Raw genomic sequence first — 18,819 nt, forward strand, 5'->3', positions numbered from 1 at the left:
TCTACTATTTAAGTAGTAGCCAATTAAGCCATATTTTTAGGCAGTTACTACTTTATTGTTTTTATTTTCTACTAATTCCTTTAGTTTTCCCCAGGTCTCATTAAATATAGATGGATCCATTTCCTTAAGATCAGGTGAAACTGATGGAGAAAAATCCATTTGATCTAAAATATGTTCTTGTAAATCGATGCCCGGTGCAATCTCAGTTAAAGTTAATTCTCCATCTATCAATTCAAACACCGCACGCTCTGTAACATAAATAACCGGTTGCTTGATTTCTGTTGCATACGCGCCACTAAAGGTGATTTGTTGTACATTTTTTAAGAATTTCTTTGCTTTCCCCTCTTGAAGAATAGTTAATTTGCCATCAGCAACCTTTACTTTTAAGCCGCCTGCAGTAAATGTCCCAGCAAAAACTAGTTTCTTAGCTGATTGTGATATGTTGATAAAGCCACCACATCCTGCAACACGTGTACCAAACTTACTAACATTTACGTTTCCAAATTCATCTGTTTGGGCTAACCCAAGTACAGATAAATCAATGCCACCACCATCATAAAAGTCAAACTGTGCATCATGACTCAAAATCGCTTCCGCGTTATAAGCATGACCAAAATCTTTTAACCCAGCTGGGACACCACCAATCGAACCAGCTTCTGTCGTAAGAACTAATTGATCACTAACACCTTCCTCTGCTGCAATTGTTGCTACGTTTACTGGAATACCTACCCCAAGGTTTAATACTGTTTCCGGTTCAAGCTCTGCTGCCGATCGTCTGGCAATAATCTTTCTTTCATCAAGTGGTAACGTTTCTAAACCTTCATCAGGAACTTTCACATGACCAGAAAAAGCCGGATTATAGTAAGTATTTTCTGTTTGATAATGATTTTCCGGTTCGGAAACGACAATGTGATCAACCAATATTCCTGGAACATGAATATCCTTTGGATTCAACGTTCCATTTTTCGCCACTGTCTCTACCTGTGCTATGACGATCCCACCCGAATTACGTACGGCCTGGGCAATTGGAAGAACCTCCATATGTAAGCCCTCTTTTTCAAGCGTTAAATTCCCTTTTTCATCAGCTACCGTTCCTCTAATTAAACCAACTTGAATCGGAAATGACTTATAGAACAGCCATGATTCGCCTTCTATTTCAATACGTTTAACAATGTCCTCTTTTGTTGACGGGGACATTTTCCCACCTTCAATGTGGGGATCAACAAAGGTTCCCATCCCAACCTTTGTAATCACACCAGGTCGTTTTGCTGCAATTTCCCTGTATAGTTGTGTAATGACACCTTGTGGTAGGTTATACGCCTCACATTCATCATTTTCAATCAACTTAGCCATACCTGGAGATGCTATCGCAATTCCGCCTATCCAACGTTTAACTAATCCTTTATATCCTAAATGACTCATCCCTTTGTCGCGTCGATTACCTACAGCACTTGCATGCATGACAGTTAAATTTTGCGGATGACCTGTTTGCACAAATCTTTCTTCAATTGATATGCCTAACTCCTCAGCCCAACAGGACAAACCAAATCCACTAGCCGCTAGTGTGTCCCCATCCTTTATTAACGTTGCAGCCTTCTCAGCAGAAATAATCTTTGTCATATTCAACACCTCTTATTGTGAATTAGTTCACATTATTTTTCAAAAAATAGCTCGTAGTCATGACCACGATTTGTTTGTGAAACGTTTCACTTTGAACTATAGCAGATTTTCAAAACGCGTCAACTCTTGAAAAACAAGCTGATTTAACACCCATTTTTTGTTTCTTTTTTGCAACAATTAACTGACATAGATTTTAGTAATCCGGACTCAGCACCCCTGATTTGAGCTAATCTTGTTAATGTTCAGAATAATTTATAGCTTCCATTTTACTCAAATTGTTTGCAAGAGCTACGCTTGCATTGTCTTGACATTTGATATAACTTATAAAACCCACCTTCTATAAATGGGCGGAGGGCTACAGGACGTAGCCCTCCACCCGCTGATTGTGAGTTGAGTGAATCAGGATATTAGCATCCGCTATCACCTACATATACAGATTTTCTCTACTCGCTATTCTGAAGTTATCTGTGATAAAAAAGCATGAATTACACGTTTACATATTAGATCATCCATTCTTTTCATGTCGCTTTTTAACGACATAAAACGCTGGCCCTCATCTGTTTCAGCTCCAATTCATACTTGTTATTTCATAATCATTCATTCGCTATCCATTTTAGTAATAAATCACACAACAATCCGGCATAGGCGTTTATATTAAAAACCTCTTAGCTCAATAAAAAAATTTTTAAAATTTTTTATTCGCATTTTTACCACATGCTAAAATCATTATTCTGGTGGAATATAAAACGAACGATCGATTTACGGACATTAGCTACCGCCTAAATCGATTTATCTCTAAAATGACCAATAAAAAAGTAAACGAAACTTCAATCAGCGGGAGCGTTCTGCTCCCACTGACTAGTAGCTGATTGGATTAGGACATTACCGACCGTTAACGCCCGGCTAAATAGATCAGCTCTGCTCTCAATTTTGAAACCGGCTTTTCACGGACAGTCATCTGTGATAAACGCCCTTTATCCATTCACTATCTTCGCGCGCAACTTATTTGACATCAACTCAATGACTAAAATAAGTATAATCAAACCAATTAAAAGCGAGCCAACTTGTTGCCAGCGATAACCTTGCATTGCAAAAATAAGGGGCGCACCAACACCTCCTGCACCGACAAGTCCCAAAATCGAAGCCTCACGCATGTTCATATCAAAACGATAAATCATTATCGACAGAAAGATTGATAATAACTGTGGGATAAGGCCAAATCTAATTTTTTCAAATGTTGTACAGCCGATCGAAGTCATCGATTCTAACACCTTAACATCTAATTCTTCAATTGCATCAACATATAATTTAGCTAGCATCCCAATAGAGGTAATACCGATCGTCAACACACCAGCAAACGGCCCAGGACCGGTTACCCGAATAAACATTAATCCATAAACAAGTGCTGGAATGGTTCGAATGAAGATGAGTAATAAGCGCGTCATCCAAGCTAGAGGCTTTGGAACAATATTAGAAGCGGCTAAAAAAGACAATGGCACAGCGGCTACAGCACCAACTAATGTGCCTAATAAAGCAATAGCCATCGTTTCCCATAATAAATACAACACACCACTTTGTGTGAAATCAAATAAAAATTTCCAATCTGGATCTAATAGTCCACCAACAATGTTAAAAGCGATCTTCATCCCATTACTATCGAGCCTTAGACTCATTTCCGCTACAGACCAAGCAATAAGTGCGAAAACGAAAGCTAGAAGGAAAAGGTAATATCGATAAGTGCGAGGAGCAGCCAATAACTGCCGTTCTACTGTTGTCATACTAGGAACGACTCCTTTACATTAACTTTTTTCTAAAATGTTCACTAAACGTTTCTATCACATAAACGGTAATGACCAACATTAATACAATCATGCCTAAGCTTGAATAGTCGCGCCAGCCAATCGTTTCATTGATCAAATTGCCAATCCCACCTGCTCCAATATAGCCAAGAATAGCGGCATAGCGCACGTTACCTTCAAAGCAAAATAACGATGTTGATAGATAGCTTGGCAAAATTTGCGGGAAGATTGCATAACGAAATGATTGGATTCTTGTCATTCCGATCGATTGCATTGCTTGAAAAGCGCCCATGTCGACATTCTCAATTGCCTCAAACAATAATTTCCCTACGTAGGAAACCGTAAAAAGAAAAATAGCAACAGTCCCTGCTGTGGCTGGTAAAGCAAAAAGATACGTTGCAATTAAAGCCATCACTAGAGTTGGCATTGTTCTTAAAAGGCTCAGAACCATCTTGAACAGACCATAGATGATTTTATTCTTAATAATATTGGAAGAAGCAAGAACAGCTGTAGGTAAAGCAACAATTGCTCCAATAATAGAACCTAAAAAAGACATTTTCAAAGTCACGAATAGCTCCGGTAAAATACCGTCTAGATAGTTCCAATTTGGTTGAAGCATTTCTAGTACTATCGTAAAAAATTCATTAATACGTCTAAAAATAATGGCAAAGTTAAAACCTGTTGCCTGTGCAGAATAGTAGACAGCAACACAAATAATAAATAGTACAAAAGGGGCCTTCGATCGCTTTTCCAACACTGTCTTGCCATTTGTCAAAACGATCCTTTTCGGTGAAAATATTTTATTGTACATGGGCATAATTCTCCCCGTGCATCGTATGCTCTTCTTCCTGATGACCTCGATAAATCACACCCAGTATCTCATCTGTCACATCAGCTGATCGGCCATCAAATACAACTTCGCCTTTGCGCACACCAATCACTCGATCAGCATACGCTAAAGCCATCTCTACATGATGAATATTCATAATGATCGAAATATTCATATCGAGATTAATGCGTTTAAAGTCATTCATGACAAGCTTTGCCGTTACAGGATCGAGCGAAGCAATTGGCTCGTCAGCTAAAATAATATCAGGATTTTGTGCTAGTGTTCGAGCTAAAGCTACGCGCTGCTGTTGACCACCCGATAATTGATCAACGCGTGTATAAGCTTTATCAAGAATACCTACTTTATCCAAAGCCTCTAACGCTTGAATCTTTTGTTGTTTTGTATAAAATCCTATAAGATTGCGCCAAAAAGTATTATCAGGGGCAAACGAGACAAGAACATTTTGGATTACAGATACTCTTGTAACAAGATTAAAAGACTGGAAGATCATGCCGATTCTTCTACGCAAATCCCTTACTTGTTTTCCTCTAAGATGCGTCACATCTGTCTCATCTACAAGTAATTGTCCAGCGGTAATGTCATGCATTCGATTAATACATCGAATGAGTGTTGATTTACCTGCTCCAGAAAGACCGATAACGGCAACAAATTCTCCTTGCTCTATTTTCAGATTAAGGTGTTGTAAAGCTTTGATTCCATTTGGGTATGTCTTTTCAACATTAATAAACTCTATCATAGGATGACTCCAATCTATTGATAAAATCTGTCTTTTTTCTAACGATATAAATTTAAAAAATAAGAACACCGTTGGTTAATGATGTCCTTATTTCTAGCTCATCGCATTTTAAATCGCTACCGTAAGCTTATTCTAAACCCTATACCATAGACATTTCTTTCGATAAAACAACCCTTCAATCAGTGGGCGGAGGGCTACAGAACGTAGTCATGCAGAGGTTGCCGCAGGACGAACGGTTTAGACTACGATCTTACTCGCCCACTGAGGAACACAAGCTAACGTCTTCGCGTCCTGCGAAAACGCTTGTGTGACCAACATCCTGTTGCCCTGAGTGAATCAGGACATGAGCGTCGTTAACTCAGGCTATACGCGTTTTACGGACGATTATCTGCGATAAAAATATAGTGATCAGAAATTAATTATTAAGCCCTCTTAAAAATTCCTGTGCGTCTCTTTCACCATCATAATCAGCAGCTGTAGCATTTTGGTAACCTTCGTGGCTATACACACTAATGACTTCTTTTCCTTCATCTGTTTGCGCGATATTAATAAAAGCTTCTTGTAGGGCAGCTGTTAACTCTGGCGTGATCACTTCTGAACTTTTACTTACAGAAACGGTATCGTTATAAATCGGTTGTGTCACACCTATAACATTTGTTTCATCCCAGATCGACGCTGAGCGCGCAAAGTCATCTGTCCATATATCTTCATTGTCTCGACGCGCATCGGCATAGGTAACCACAATATCTACTTGTTGGGAGGCTAATTTGGCAAAAGCATCCCCATAGCCATTAGATTGAACCGCATTATCTAAATCTGTCATGCCTTTTTCAAATTTATCTTGTAGCCATAGGGTGGGATAAATATACCCAGCTGATGAAGACGTCGATTGCACTGCCCAACTTGCATCGCTAAGATCTTCCCACGTTAATTCCTCTCCATTATTAACTTTGTCTGCAAGTTCTTGACCTTTTTCAGAAGGGCCAGCAATGATTAAACTTCGATAGTATGTTGCTTGTTCATCTTCTAAGCCTTCTGTCGGTTTATTGTCGTTCCATTCTTTAGGATTGTTAGAGTCATTTGATAAAGCGGCACGTGTTGCGGTTAAAATAACTTCAGCACCATCATCATATAATACATATGTACCCCCAGGGATCAGACCCACATCTGTCGTACCTGCCGAAAGCGCTTCACCTACGGCTTCATAGGTTGTTCCCACGTTGATTTCAATTGTGCTTACATCGTAACCAAGATGACTTAGCTCCTCAATTAAAAGACCTTTTAATGGTTCTGTGATTGTAACAATTTCTTCTGGGTCACGAGATGGAACAAAATCCACCTTTAAGGTATCAATTGTTTCATTACTTAAATCCGCTTCTTCGTTCTGTGTATGACTTTCATCTGTTTCAGCATTTGTAGAATCCTCTTCCGAAGTACAACCTACTAAAAGTCCAATCATTAAAACAAACCCCAGTAAAATCATTATTTTTGTTTTCATTATTCCACTCCCCTGTCTTTGCCAAATAATTTATCTATTGAAACAAATTCCATCTTACACCTCAAATATTAAATTGGCGTATACTACAGGTAAATAATTTGTAAAACTAGAAAAAAAGACTATACTTCCAGTCCTATTTGGACCGAACTTAAAAAGACATGAAAATAGGGATGCTAAAAAAAACGAACGAACCTTCAGTCAGGACATTAGCCTCTATGATTTCCTGTCTAACTAGGTTAAACGGTGTTAAAAAATTGAATATAAAAGCACGCACCACAGTCGAATAAATACTGAGGTGCGTGCCTATAAAATATTAAATCAATATTTTAATGTATATAAAGATTTTAAGTTTAATATTTCTTAACCCGTCCAAAACCAAAGTGTCTATAGCACTCTAATTTTCGAAAAACATTTTTTGTATTTTTCAATTGCTTAGCTACTTTTTGAAAAAACATCTACGGGTTTAGCTTGGCTTTCCGGATCCGATGAAGCTTCATCCTTTTTCAAATAAACAAGCCAATAAGCACCGCCGACAAATAAGACGCCCCCGACAACATTACCTAAAAATACGGGAACAAAATTATCAAAATAAGCACCCCAGCTAAAGTAATCAGCAAAGATAGCTGCTGGAATAAGAAACATATTTGCTACAACATGTTGAAAGCCAATGGCGACAAACGCCATCGTTGGAAACCAAATCCCTAATATCTTCCCAGCCATATCTTTCGCTCCATAACTTAACCAAACAGCTGAAGCAACTAACCAATTGCAACCAATCCCCGACAGGAAAGCTTGCAAAAAGCTCGCTTCAAGCTTATGCTCTGCTAACGTTACGGTCGTTGCTAAATAAGCATTTTCAGTCAGCCCAACAACATGACCAAAAAAGTAAGCAACAAAAATCGATCCAGCAAAATTGCTTAAAGTAATTACAATAATATTTTTGAATACTTGAATCGATCGCACCTTATTTTCCATTCTGGATAATGGCACAGCTAATAAATTTCCAGTCAGTAATTCACCACCTGCTAATAACGTTAAAATAAGACCAAGCGGAAATAGTGCCGCCCCAATAAATGTAGAGAACCCTCCCCACGCCACAGGCATATTAGCAGTGACATGAATGTAAAGTAAATAACTTAAAGCAATAAAAGCACCCGCTTCAAAGCCTAATACAGAAGATTGCAACACATTGTAATTCGCTTTTTTACGCCCTGATGAAACGGTATAATTTGCAATTTCTTGTGGACTATAAAAGCCCATGTTAATCAGATCCTTCCTCGTAGTATGTGATACAATACACATATTATAGCACTTTAGTCTTATTGTTTTTGTGAAATATTTGTAACGATTTTGCATGACGCTTACAATTATAAACAAAACTCCAATTATTGGAGGTTCATTATGCCCCCTTGATTGGTAGTTGAGTGACTTAGAACATTGACGTCCGTTATGTCCCGCTAAATAGAATTAGCTCTTCCCTCTAATTTGAGATGGGCGTTTTACGGACGTGATAAAAACAATGATGTTATTTCTCCTTTGATAGTTTAACTAATGGTGGGACAATTGCCACTGTAATAAACGCCGCTAATACAGCTTCAGCCAGACCATTTGTTAAAAATACAGTGAAAACAGCAATAATAATCGCTCCGATGCCGTCCGCATCAATAGCTAAAGCATAAGCATCATGAAATAATAAAGCGATAAATCCCATTACTAAAAAGGTATGAATAATGGTTGCAAATAATCCTGACAAAAATAAGGCGGTTTTTTGATTAGCTTGTTTTTTTGTAACTCTATCGATCGATTTAAAAAGGTAATAAGGAATGACACCAATAATCACTCTAGGAACCATTGCTATAAATAATGCCCAAAAACTCCCTTGACTTGTCCCCAATACTGGAATAACTGGCGTAAATGCAAACGATAATAATGACGGTGTCAGTGTATTTGTTATCATACTCGTCATACCGAATGAAAATCCAAGTATAGCGCCAATTTTCGGTCCTAATACAATCGAGCCAATAATAACCGGGATATGAATAATTGTTGCTTTAATAACCCCTAAATGAATAAAGCCAATAGGTGTAAAAGCAAATAATAGTATAATGGATATGAATATAGCAGTTAACGTAAATTCTTTTATCTTCACTTCAAACGCTCCTAACCATAAATTAAGTCTGTAAGTTAAGCCGTCAAGCTTGACCACTTAAACTACATCAAACTAAAGACATAACATTATTCATTTTATTACAAAATCTCAATTAATCAATCTATTTCTAATAATTGCTTCGAAATCAGTCGATCTTTCAGTAAAGGTATTATAGCTTTTGTCTCTGCTTTAAGTTAGAAACTCAACTATCGCACACTGAAAATAGTGATTCAATCTTGATCGTGTTCAATAGACTCGGTATTCAATATACTTGTTGACTTTACTCCTGCATGGATGTGCCACTATTAGCATAAGAAGTTTCTTATTTTGAGACGTCATTCCGATGTCTTCATGATCTACATGGGGTAAATCTAATTTTCAATTTATATATAATAAACCTTTCGTTTTAGACGCGCAGGTGAGCTATGTTTCGCTTTCCGTGGGCGTGGCTTAAGCTAACTTTGCCAAGTCAAAACCACTTGGCAAAGTGGATCTCAAGCTCACGCTACTCCCACAGGAGTCTACACATATCTCACCTGTAAATAGTTATTTCTATCTTAATAATTGCTATCTTTCAAGATTTCATCAAGCGACACTTCAGCTCCCCTTCCTTAATTAAATTTTTTGCTAATGCTCTATCATGCCAAAAAATAACATTTTTTGTTGATAAGACGGTGACTTTCTATTGAATGTAACGCTTACTTCCATTAAAATAAAATATAAATACTTTTTTTGTCATCTAGTATTTATATTAGTTAGAGGAGGTAATCGTATGGAACAAAATTATATTTTAAATGAAACATTTGAGAGTGAAAGTTTAAATAATACGTTAGCGTGGCGATGCGAGCCCAATAAGTGGTTTATAGACAAAACATCTTCTAAACTTGTTTTGGAAACTGATAAAAACACTGACTATTGGCAAAAAACACATTATGGTTTTCAGGTTGATAATGGACATTTCTTGTATACAAAAACGAAGGGGAATTTCCGAATGGAAACAAAAGTTGAAGCATCGCCAAAATCAAAATATGATCAAGCAGGTTTGATGATTCGCTTTTCTGAAGATACATGGGTAAAGACTTCATTGGAGTACATCCCATCTAAATTAAGTAAACTTGGAGCAGTCGTTACAAATAGGGGTTATTCTGATTGGTCAACGCAATATGTTGAGGTTAAAGAATTGCAAATATACTATCGAATCTCCAAAATAGAACAAAATTGCTATGTTGATTTTTCATGGGACGGAATGAGTTGGAATCAAATTAGAATTGCTCATTTAGACATTCCAAAAGACTCAAATATATTAGTAGGCGTTTATGCATGCAGTCCTCAAGGGGAAAAACAAGAAGTCCATTTTGATTTTCTTAAAATAGAAGCGCTTTCTAACAATCCAGAAGAAGCTTATTTATAACAATTTAACAGCTTTCATTACTTCGCACTCGCTCCCAAAGCGACCAATCGATTTTTGTAACATAAATTACTGTTATGAAAGAGAAATTACCTGAAGGAGAAGCTGATTATCTCGGATTTTTGATGTCTTCTTTAGGGTTTGGTTGTCATACATGTCAAGAAACAGTAGTCGAAAATCCTCTTGGAATAACATGTAGAAAAACGGTTAGGAAAACGTACATTCTTAAATTCCGCGCTTTTTCAATTACTCTTGTCCATACAGCCTCCTCTTATCCTACATATTGTATGCCATAAGTGACTTTCTTTTTAAAAGAAAGGAGGGCAAGTGATGACTGAAAAGGATAAAAGTTATCAGATGACTGTCAGTTTAGCTAAAGAACTATTAAAGGATAAACATGCATATTTAACAAGAGAAGGGAAAAAACGACTTGAGGCATTAGTTAGCAAAAAATAAATTATAAGTAGTGTAACTAAAATTTGTCATGATGCTTTACGTCCTATTCGTTGCAGATATAAAGAATGGCTAATGTGCTTTACAATGATATTTATTGACCACTATCATTGTAATATGAAGCACTGATCTGTTGTCCTTTTGTAACGAACATCTCCCCATTACTCTTCTTCACAAGCTTAGCTTTAATCAAGAATATGTCTGTTATTAATTAAAATGAGCCAATCAAATATACCATGATTGGCTCATCTCTTATTATTGATTGGCTTTTTTAACCCATTCAGCTACTGTAATTGTACGCTTCGCTTGATGTTTAACAGCTGCATGTACGTCTTCAACCATTTTTCCATCTTGACCTACAGTTACACTAACTCCGTATGGATTTCCTCCAGAAGTAAATTGAACAGGGTCAGTGTAGCCTGGTGATGCAATTAAGGCACCCCAGTGATGCATGGTCGTGTATAGACCTAAGATCGTTGCTTCTTGACCACCGTGTGGATTTTGAGCAGAACTCATGGCACTTACTACTTTATTTATAAGCTTTCCGTTAAACCATAAACCACCTGTTGTATCTAAAAATTGTTTCATCTGTGCCGGCATATTTCCAAAACGTGTGGGTACACTGAAAATAATCGCATCTGCCCATTCAAGATCATCTAACGTTACTTCAGGTACATCTTTTGTTGCTTCAACATGTGCTTTCCAATCTTCATTTTCATCGATGACATGTTGTGGAGCAAGCTCAGGCACCTTTAATACTTTCACTTCAGCACCAACTTCTTTCGCACCTTCTTCTGCCCATTTTGATAATTGATAGTTTGTTCCACCCATGCTGTAATAAATAACTGCTAATTTGACGTTTGACATTTCATTCGACTCCTTTGTTTTTTTAAATATTTTTTTAAATATGCCCATATTAATCTCTCCTTTATTGATTAATTTATTCCAATAAGAACCACCTCCACTAAAGATAGCCATCTTCAATGTTCAAATGTTCTTTACCCTGTGTTTCAAAATACACGGCTCACCTCTCATTCCCTTTTCTCTATTTCAAGATAATCAAGAAAGCTATTGTCTTTTTTACAACTTTACATTTACAACTATTTTTAAATGTATGTTACAAATTCACTAACAGACCTTCGATAACCACGTGGTTTTCTACTCTCTACCTTTTCTTTACCGATTGTAATCATCATGACGACTTCATAATGATCACTTAACTGCAAAACTTCTTTAACCTTATTAGGATCAAAACCAATCATTGGACAAGTATCCCAGCCTTTTTCTTTCGCTGCTAGCATAAATAACATGGCTGATAAGGATGCATTCCTTATCGCTTCATCCCTTATAAACCCTTTACCTCTAGACTGATAAAACGAAACTGTATCATTAACCATATGATCATATTCTTGCTTATTTACCATTCCTAACAGCTTCAAACTTTCGTAGATATCTGAAGCTTGTTCAAAAGCTTTTTTATCTCCCAAAACGATGGTTACAGCAGATGCACTCAATACTTTATGTTGTCCGTATGCAGCTTTTTGCAAGCTTTCTTTAACTTCTGGATCTAGCACTGTTATATAGTTTGTATGCTGAAGATTAAATGCTGAAGGCCCTAATTTAACTAAATCATAGATTTCATTTAATTCCTTTTCCGTAATTGGAACATCAGGTAAAAAATTACTAGCTGAACGTCTTTCTTTTACCAGTTGAATAAACTCAGACATATTTTACTCCCCCTCTAGTTACAATACCCATCAACAATGACATTTTGATAAAACAAACCCAATCAGTGGGCATTTCCGTTCTTCTTCTATTGATTGGTAGCTGAGATTAGCCTCCGTTAGCTCCCGCCTAAATAGATACGCTCTATGCTAAGGCAGGCGTTTTTCGGACACTTAGCTGTGATAAATCACTAATTCATATATTATGAATTCGAGATATATTGTTAAAAAAATAATTCTAGGTTATTGATATGAATGTGCAACACTTTAAATTACTCAATTACCTCAATTTTTTTCATCTCATCCACTACCTGTTTCATCAATGGCATCTCAGTGCTTGGAAAAATGTCATTCATTATATGTATTCCCTCTTCTTTAATTGCTGCACATCTGATACGACGCTCCCTAAGTCAGCTGTTTCTATATTCTATTTGCTTGTTGTCTTGAATTTCTTAAACCACTATCCCTGCAAAAAATATTATCTTGAATTCAAGATAATTTATATAATACATTATTCTAATGTACCAAGTCAAGCGATAAAAATAAATTACTGATTGGATTGATAAGGGAGCTAATTATAATGAATGGAATTTAGACCGACTAATCCAAGATATTAAAATGTTACTTTCTGAGCCTTTAGACTATATTTTACTCGACTATCCGTTTGCTTATAAGCATAAGAAGGTAAGTATTTTGATTGATTTAGCTATATACATTGATACACCTTTGGATATTGCAATGGCACGGCGACTAATAAGGGATTTTAAAAATAGTTCTACTGAAAATATCCTCTTTGATTTGGAAAATTACGTTTTACGTGGGAGACGTGGATATCTTGAGATGTTAAAAACGATTAAACCCAATTCGGATATTATAGTAGATGGCACTCTATCTATATCCAAAATTACAGATGAGATATACGATAAAGTTTCAGCCCAATATCATTACATAATGGTATTGATATTGGACTAACAGGAGAGCGTTAATTGCAGAAGATAAGACATCCATCATAAATAGCCTCCCAATTCACGAGGCTATTTACGATAATGAAATTATACCAAATAAATATAAAACATACAGAATAACTGCAAAATAACATATTAATATAAGAATCACTTCTTTACCAAACGTCTTTTTATTGGTGATTAAATCAAATCCAGTAGATCCCAAAGCAAATATGGTCAATGCTACTAATACCCATCCTTGTACAAACTTAGTGCTATATACAGTCAAAAAGACATAAAAAACAGGAAAAATAAAATAGAAGAATATGTCTTTTATCCTATCAAAATCCATTCTCTCTAGCAAACTATTTTTTTTTCATATTTTTATCCTTTCGTCACTTTTTAATTATACAACAATTTATCATTTAAGAGATCGCTTTAGGGTTAGAGCTTTGAAAAATATCATATAACTTGTAAATTTACTCATTTAAAAACTGCACCTCCAATTGTTAGATCGCGTCTAATAATTGGGGTGCAGTTCACTAAGAGTGCTTAAAAAAATTAATTTTTTAGTTATTAAAATTAATAATTACGTCAACTTCATCTCTAAATTCATAATCATCTCTTGAATAAACGGACAAAATAAATTCTAAGTTTTCCTCCATTGCTGGAAGATCACCATCATAATTTTGAATTTTCATGGTTGCGTCTGAGATTTTCCCACCAGAAACAGTCTCACTGAAAAATACCATGTCATCAATCATTCTACCATCCGCTGATACCTCTTTAGTTTGAACCTCTAATGTTTCTTCTTGTTTGTTTTCTACCTCAATGTTAACGCCATAGTACTCTTCGTCAAAAGTAGTGTCTGTTACTTTTTCAATACTCACAAGCGTTGCTTTTATATTCTCAGTATCAGCAATAACCTGATTAAATTCTTCTGAGTCACTTTCTAAGTCTTCTAAGGCTTCATCATCTTCTTCACCGCTATCGGTATCTGTAACTTCATCAGCTTTTCCTGATGTTTCTACAGAACTGACATCCTTCTCCTCGGCTCCTGATTCTCCACAGGCTGCTAAAACGAATACAACAAATAATGATAAGATTAAAACTAAAAACTTTTTCAATTGAAAACCCCCTATAAAAATATAAACATATTATCTTATATTTTGTAATATTATGCAATAGTAAATCCGTTCTATGACAAATGTTTGGGTAGGAGAACTTGCTTCTATCCCTTAATCGACACGAAAATCTAGTTATTTATATTGATGATGAAGTCATACACGCAGCCTTAATCGATCATACCCTTTAAAGCCAAAGGCATGACGTTTACTAACATTAGTTTGGTTATTAAATCCTTTTTACAAATCCAATTTTTTAGTATTAAAATCAATAATTACGTTAGTATCATCTCTGAAATCAAAATGATCGGCTGAAGAAACTGACAAAATAAATTCTAAGTTCTCCTCCATTACTGGAAGATCGCCATCATAATTTTGAATTTTCAAGGTTGCATCTAAAATTTTTCCACCAGCAACAGTATCACTGAGAAATGCCATGTCATCAATCATTCTGCCATCCGCTGATACCTCACTAGCTCTAATCCTTATTGTATCTTCTCGTTTGTTTTCTATCTCAATGTTAACATTATAGGCATCTCCGGCCCAACTAGCATCTGTTACTTTCTCAATACTCACAAGCGTCGCTTTTATATGGTCGGTATCAGCAATAACCTGATTAAATTCTTTTGAATCACTTTCTGCGTCTTCTGTGGTTTCGTCTTCATCGTTACCGGAATCTGCAACTTCAAAATCTTTACTTGATGTTTCTACAGAACCGATCCCCTTCTGCTCGGCTGATGTTTCTACAGAACCGATATTCTTCTCCTCGGTAGAACGAATATCCTTTTCCTCGGCTTCTGATTTTTCGCAGGCTGTTAAACCTAATACAACAAATAATGATAAGATTAAAAATAAAAACTTTTTCAATTGTAAACCCCCTATAAAAATATAAGCACATTATCTTACACTTTGTAATATTATGCAATAGTGAAACGGTTCTGCGTCAAATGTCGGGGAAGAGGAACTTGATTTTGGAGTAAATCTATTTAGAAAACACCATTACAAATAGATATTAGGATTATCGGATGGGCATTATGACCTGATACTTAAAAGGCTGTCTTCTCTAAAGAGAACATTTTAGGGCGCCTTTTTTCCATTTCATTCAATAACAAATGCAACTAGGAAAATCAAATTAATAACGGTTTGAGAAATGATTGATAGCTTGTTTGACCAACCATATATGATTAACCCCCACACCAATTTCTTTGAAGTGTGGGGGTAAGTACGTTATTTAGACTTTAGATGATTCATCATTCATTTTCTTTCTCCAAATGCCATACATTAACATCGTAATACCAAGAACTAGTAATATTATGCTAATCAGTATAATATTGTAATACGATGTCGCTGTATTTGGAAGCGTCTCTTCCATTCCAGAGGTTTCTGAAGGGTTTGAACCAGATGGTCGATTCTTTTCCACAGTTCCGGACACCGCTCCAGATTCAGAGCCTCCTTCTTCCTTCACATCTTTTTCTGGTATTTCTTCTTCCTCTGTAACATCTATCGTTTCAAGCGTGAGCGTTCGCTGACTTGTGTTACCCAGCGGATCAACAGCAATCAGTTTGTAAGTATAGGACATGTCCTCTCTCAAGCCTTCATCGACGTATTCCTTGGCATCACCATTCAAGGTATCTATACGGGTGCCATCCCGTTCGATGTGATAGGCGGTGATACCGGAGGCATCTGACGCGTCAAAGTTTAACGTGACACGATCGGTGTTGGCCACCGCATCAAAGGTGTGAATGTCCGGTCCCTCAGTGTCTTCGAACACACCATATGTTGAAAAGTGTGAGACGTTAATGGTCATGGTCTGATTCGCTGCATCCACCTCACCGCCTCTGTACGCCCATACTGGCGATTCATCTGATTCGTTCAAATAATACACCCCGATCTGATGCTCACTCACATGTTCATCATACGCCATGGTCAATGTGAACGGATCGGAATCATCTGGCGCATCACCACTGCCATAGTCAAAGGTGAACGTCAGCACCGGTCCTGCTTGATTTAAGCCATGGCTGTTATCTTCATTAACGTCATATGTTTCAACACGGACGGATGTATGCTCTGGCAAGTCGCTTGGCATCGTGATAACCACTTCACGCTCTAAACCGTGAATGCGATAGGTCAATCTACCTATGATATCTCGACGCTCCCCAGTATTTATAGTCGGATAATCGACAGCGAACATAACCTTTTCTTCAAGCGGACCATAGGAGACGGTGATCTCCACATCCCCTCGGTCATGAAAACTGATGTAACCCTCGCCATCAACCGTTGCAATAGTGCCATCACTACTTTCATAGTGCATGGAATAGGTGATATCCGCTGTGATATGGTCAGCATAGATCGGTTCGGCTACAAGTGCCACCGTCTCACCGATAGCCACATCACGGGTATGCTCATCAATGTCTAAACCGAGAATGTCTACAACATGGATCGTACGTTCTTGCACCGTGGTATTACCAGCATCATCGGTCACTGTATAAGTAATTGTGTATTCACCCGGTGTATCTGGATCAACGCTTCCGTTTACCTGAACGGCATCGGTCAGATCCATCGTCTCCCCTTCACGCTCATCAAATGCAGTATAGCCGGGTTCATCATATCTGGTTCCAACCTCCATCACGATCTCTTTTGCACCTGCAAGTGCAAGGGCGGGTGGGGTTTGATCAATTTGGATCGGTCCAAAAACCGCTTCAACAACCTCGCCATCACCATTGGTTATGCGAACGTGCAAATCTAAGGCACCATCGCCTTCAATGCTATCCATGACCGCAAGCCGCTCCCCGTTCCATCCTGATTGCCAGTCGCTAACGCTTTCTCCTTGGGGAACAAACGCATATTCATACGTATCGTCTTCATGACCGTCTACAGTAACATCGACATACAAATCCTGAGTAAACCACACTTCATCCAATGAGCTATCTTGCAATAGGTTATTACCTTCGTGGTCTTGCAGCTCAAAGTCTATATTATTTGGTAGTGGATATCGCGTTTGTTGATCAACTACCGATGCCTCACTTGCGCCACTGGCGTTCACCGCCACTAAGCTATAGTTATATGTTGTGCCAGGGTCTAGCCCGATATCTTCATATGATGTCGATGTGCCTCTATACACTTGCTCACCATCACGAACGAGGATATATTCTTCAGCAAACGAGACACTGTTCCAAGATAGTGACACTTCGGTTTCTCCGATACTGTCTACACTTATACTAGGCGTACTCGGTACAGGGGGCATAATAGTGATTTCCACAGATGCCTCACCGACTGCTCCGTATTCAGTTTCAACGTGTAATTCGATAGCCAATGATTGTGGGGTCGATGTGTAATCGGATATGTCCAATGTCTCATTCGTGCTTGCTTCTGAGCCATTGACTATCCAAACCACCTGTTCAATATTGGCAATCGGGTGATTATAATTAGCTTCTAATTGTCCGATTTGCTCATAATTAAGTGATAACTCGTTGCCAACTTCTTCCTCATCATACATGATCGTGACATCAGGTTTAGCATCCACAGCAAAGAAGGTATACCCTCGGTTGTTAGCGTAGTCTTCTGTTGTAGACCCGTCCCATCCGTATAGGTTGAGAGGCATAGCGTTGTCCCGGAATACATTAGAGCCAAAATCCACCGCATCATTAAGAATGGTGACTGATGTCAGGTTGTTCTCTTGAAAAGCATAATTCCCAATATTCGTTACGCTGTCAGGAATAGTGACGGATTCAAGGCTGTTCTCCCTAAAAGAACTTTGCCTAATTTCTGTCACACTGTCAGGGATTTCTATCGATTTTAGGTTATTTCTATAAAAAACGCTCCCCCCAATAACTGTTACACTATCAGGGATGTCTACCGATGTCAGGTTGTTAGATGAAAAAGCAGCATTTCCAATCTCTGTAACGCTACTAGGAATCGTTAATGATTCTAAGTTATTATTTTGAAAAGCACTCGCTCCAATAGTCGTTACACTATCAGGAATTATTAAAGATTCTAAGCTGTTGTTAACAAAAGCACTACCGATAATTTCCTTCAACCCATCGGGTAGGACCAATGATCTTATCTCATTATCCATAAATGCTCTCAAACCAATAGCGGTTACATTATCCGGAATTTCTACTGACTCTAGCTCATTATCCATAAAAGCATAACTTCCGATATATTCTAGAGAATCGGGAAGCGTTAACGTTTTGATTGAAAGACTTTTAAATGCACTGTTAAGATAATCGCCATCCCTTATACTCGTCACCGTCAATCCATTTAATTCGGAGGGAATGACAATATCTCCGCCCTCAGAACCGTTATACCCGGTAATCGCCGCTGTCCCATCCCCGTTGTCGATGTATTCAAAATTATGATCAATGGCATCCACTGTCACCTTTGGGATCATTAATCCCAGTAACGCAATAATCACCATGATCGCAATCGTCGAGTGTCCTTTAAATTTCATCACTTTTCCCCTTTCTCTTGAATCAATTTCATAATTCATCTTTTTAAAAATTTAAAGACCTACA

At 37.5% G+C, this 18,819-nt stretch carries 15 protein-coding genes; 3 read left to right on the forward strand and 12 right to left on the reverse strand.

The window, feature by feature from the left end:
* Positions 1–36: 36 nt before the first annotated feature.
* The 7 genes from B494_RS0111490 to B494_RS0111520 all read right to left on the reverse strand — a co-directional run bounded on the left by B494_RS0111490 (position 37) and on the right by B494_RS0111520 (position 8,652).
* The gene (locus B494_RS0111490; protein ID WP_017472552.1) at positions 37–1,620 is read right to left on the reverse strand and encodes an acyl CoA:acetate/3-ketoacid CoA transferase; all 1,584 of its coding nucleotides are present in this window, start codon (positions 1,618–1,620) and stop codon (positions 37–39) included.
* Between the two features lie 974 nt (positions 1,621–2,594).
* Positions 2,595–3,398: a phosphonate ABC transporter, permease protein PhnE gene (gene phnE / locus B494_RS0111495; RefSeq protein WP_017472553.1), complete on the reverse strand. Its 804-nt coding sequence runs from the start codon at positions 3,396–3,398 to the stop codon at positions 2,595–2,597.
* Between the two features lie 16 nt (positions 3,399–3,414).
* Entirely contained in the window at positions 3,415–4,230 is an 816-nt protein-coding gene (phnE, locus tag B494_RS0111500) for a phosphonate ABC transporter, permease protein PhnE (protein ID WP_017472554.1), read from the reverse strand.
* The gene (gene phnC, locus B494_RS0111505; RefSeq protein ID WP_017472555.1) at positions 4,220–5,005 is read right to left on the reverse strand and encodes a phosphonate ABC transporter ATP-binding protein; all 786 of its coding nucleotides are present in this window, start codon (positions 5,003–5,005) and stop codon (positions 4,220–4,222) included. The genes phnE (B494_RS0111500) and phnC overlap by 11 nt, the downstream gene beginning before the upstream one ends.
* Before the next feature lie 415 nt (positions 5,006–5,420).
* Positions 5,421–6,503: a phosphate/phosphite/phosphonate ABC transporter substrate-binding protein gene (locus B494_RS0111510; protein ID WP_017472556.1), complete on the reverse strand. Its 1,083-nt coding sequence runs from the start codon at positions 6,501–6,503 to the stop codon at positions 5,421–5,423.
* 432 nt (positions 6,504–6,935) lie between these two features.
* Positions 6,936–7,763 (reverse strand): formate/nitrite transporter family protein, encoded by an 828-nt coding sequence (locus tag B494_RS0111515; RefSeq protein ID WP_017472557.1) that lies wholly within the window; start codon positions 7,761–7,763, stop codon positions 6,936–6,938.
* 265 nt (positions 7,764–8,028) lie between these two features.
* The gene (locus B494_RS0111520; protein WP_017472558.1) at positions 8,029–8,652 is read right to left on the reverse strand and encodes an ECF transporter S component; all 624 of its coding nucleotides are present in this window, start codon (positions 8,650–8,652) and stop codon (positions 8,029–8,031) included.
* 772 nt (positions 8,653–9,424) lie between these two features.
* Between B494_RS0111520 and B494_RS0111525 the strand changes: the two genes are divergently transcribed.
* Both B494_RS0111525 and B494_RS21585 read left to right on the forward strand, forming a co-directional pair.
* Entirely contained in the window at positions 9,425–10,063 is a 639-nt protein-coding gene (locus tag B494_RS0111525) for a DUF1349 domain-containing protein (RefSeq protein ID WP_017472559.1), read from the forward strand.
* Between the two features lie 327 nt (positions 10,064–10,390).
* On the forward strand, positions 10,391–10,516 hold the full coding sequence (locus B494_RS21585; RefSeq protein WP_017472560.1) for a hypothetical protein: 126 nt from the start codon (positions 10,391–10,393) through the stop codon (positions 10,514–10,516).
* A 252-nt stretch (positions 10,517–10,768) separates the two neighbouring features.
* Here the strand turns inward: B494_RS21585 and wrbA are convergent, their stop codons facing one another.
* A complete protein-coding gene (wrbA, locus tag B494_RS0111535; protein WP_241211418.1) occupies positions 10,769–11,380 on the reverse strand; it encodes an NAD(P)H:quinone oxidoreductase type IV in 612 nt (203 codons plus the stop codon).
* 239 nt (positions 11,381–11,619) lie between these two features.
* Entirely contained in the window at positions 11,620–12,240 is a 621-nt protein-coding gene (locus tag B494_RS0111540; protein ID WP_017472562.1) for a nitroreductase family protein, read from the reverse strand.
* 615 nt (positions 12,241–12,855) lie between these two features.
* Here B494_RS0111540 and B494_RS19280 point away from each other — a divergent pair.
* Complete coding sequence (locus tag B494_RS19280; protein ID WP_144032224.1) at positions 12,856–13,209, forward strand: nucleoside/nucleotide kinase family protein; 354 nt, start codon at positions 12,856–12,858, stop codon at positions 13,207–13,209.
* 541 nt (positions 13,210–13,750) lie between these two features.
* Here B494_RS19280 and B494_RS0111555 read toward each other — a convergent pair.
* The 3 genes from B494_RS0111555 to B494_RS20170 all read right to left on the reverse strand — a co-directional run bounded on the left by B494_RS0111555 (position 13,751) and on the right by B494_RS20170 (position 18,755).
* Positions 13,751–14,308, reverse strand: coding sequence for a hypothetical protein (locus B494_RS0111555; RefSeq protein ID WP_017472564.1), 558 nt, complete (start codon positions 14,306–14,308; stop codon positions 13,751–13,753).
* Positions 14,309–14,545: 237 nt separating this feature from the next.
* Positions 14,546–15,172 carry a hypothetical protein gene (locus B494_RS0111560; protein ID WP_017472565.1) on the reverse strand — a complete coding sequence of 209 codons (627 nt, stop codon included), beginning with the start codon at positions 15,170–15,172 and terminating at the stop codon, positions 14,546–14,548.
* Positions 15,173–15,536: 364 nt separating this feature from the next.
* The gene (locus tag B494_RS20170; protein WP_017472566.1) at positions 15,537–18,755 is read right to left on the reverse strand and encodes a leucine-rich repeat protein; all 3,219 of its coding nucleotides are present in this window, start codon (positions 18,753–18,755) and stop codon (positions 15,537–15,539) included.
* Positions 18,756–18,819 lie beyond the last annotated feature (64 nt).

It is taken from the genome of Amphibacillus jilinensis Y1 (assembly GCF_000306965.1).
Taxonomy (GTDB): Bacteria; Bacillota; Bacilli; order Bacillales; family Amphibacillaceae; genus Amphibacillus_C; species Amphibacillus_C jilinensis.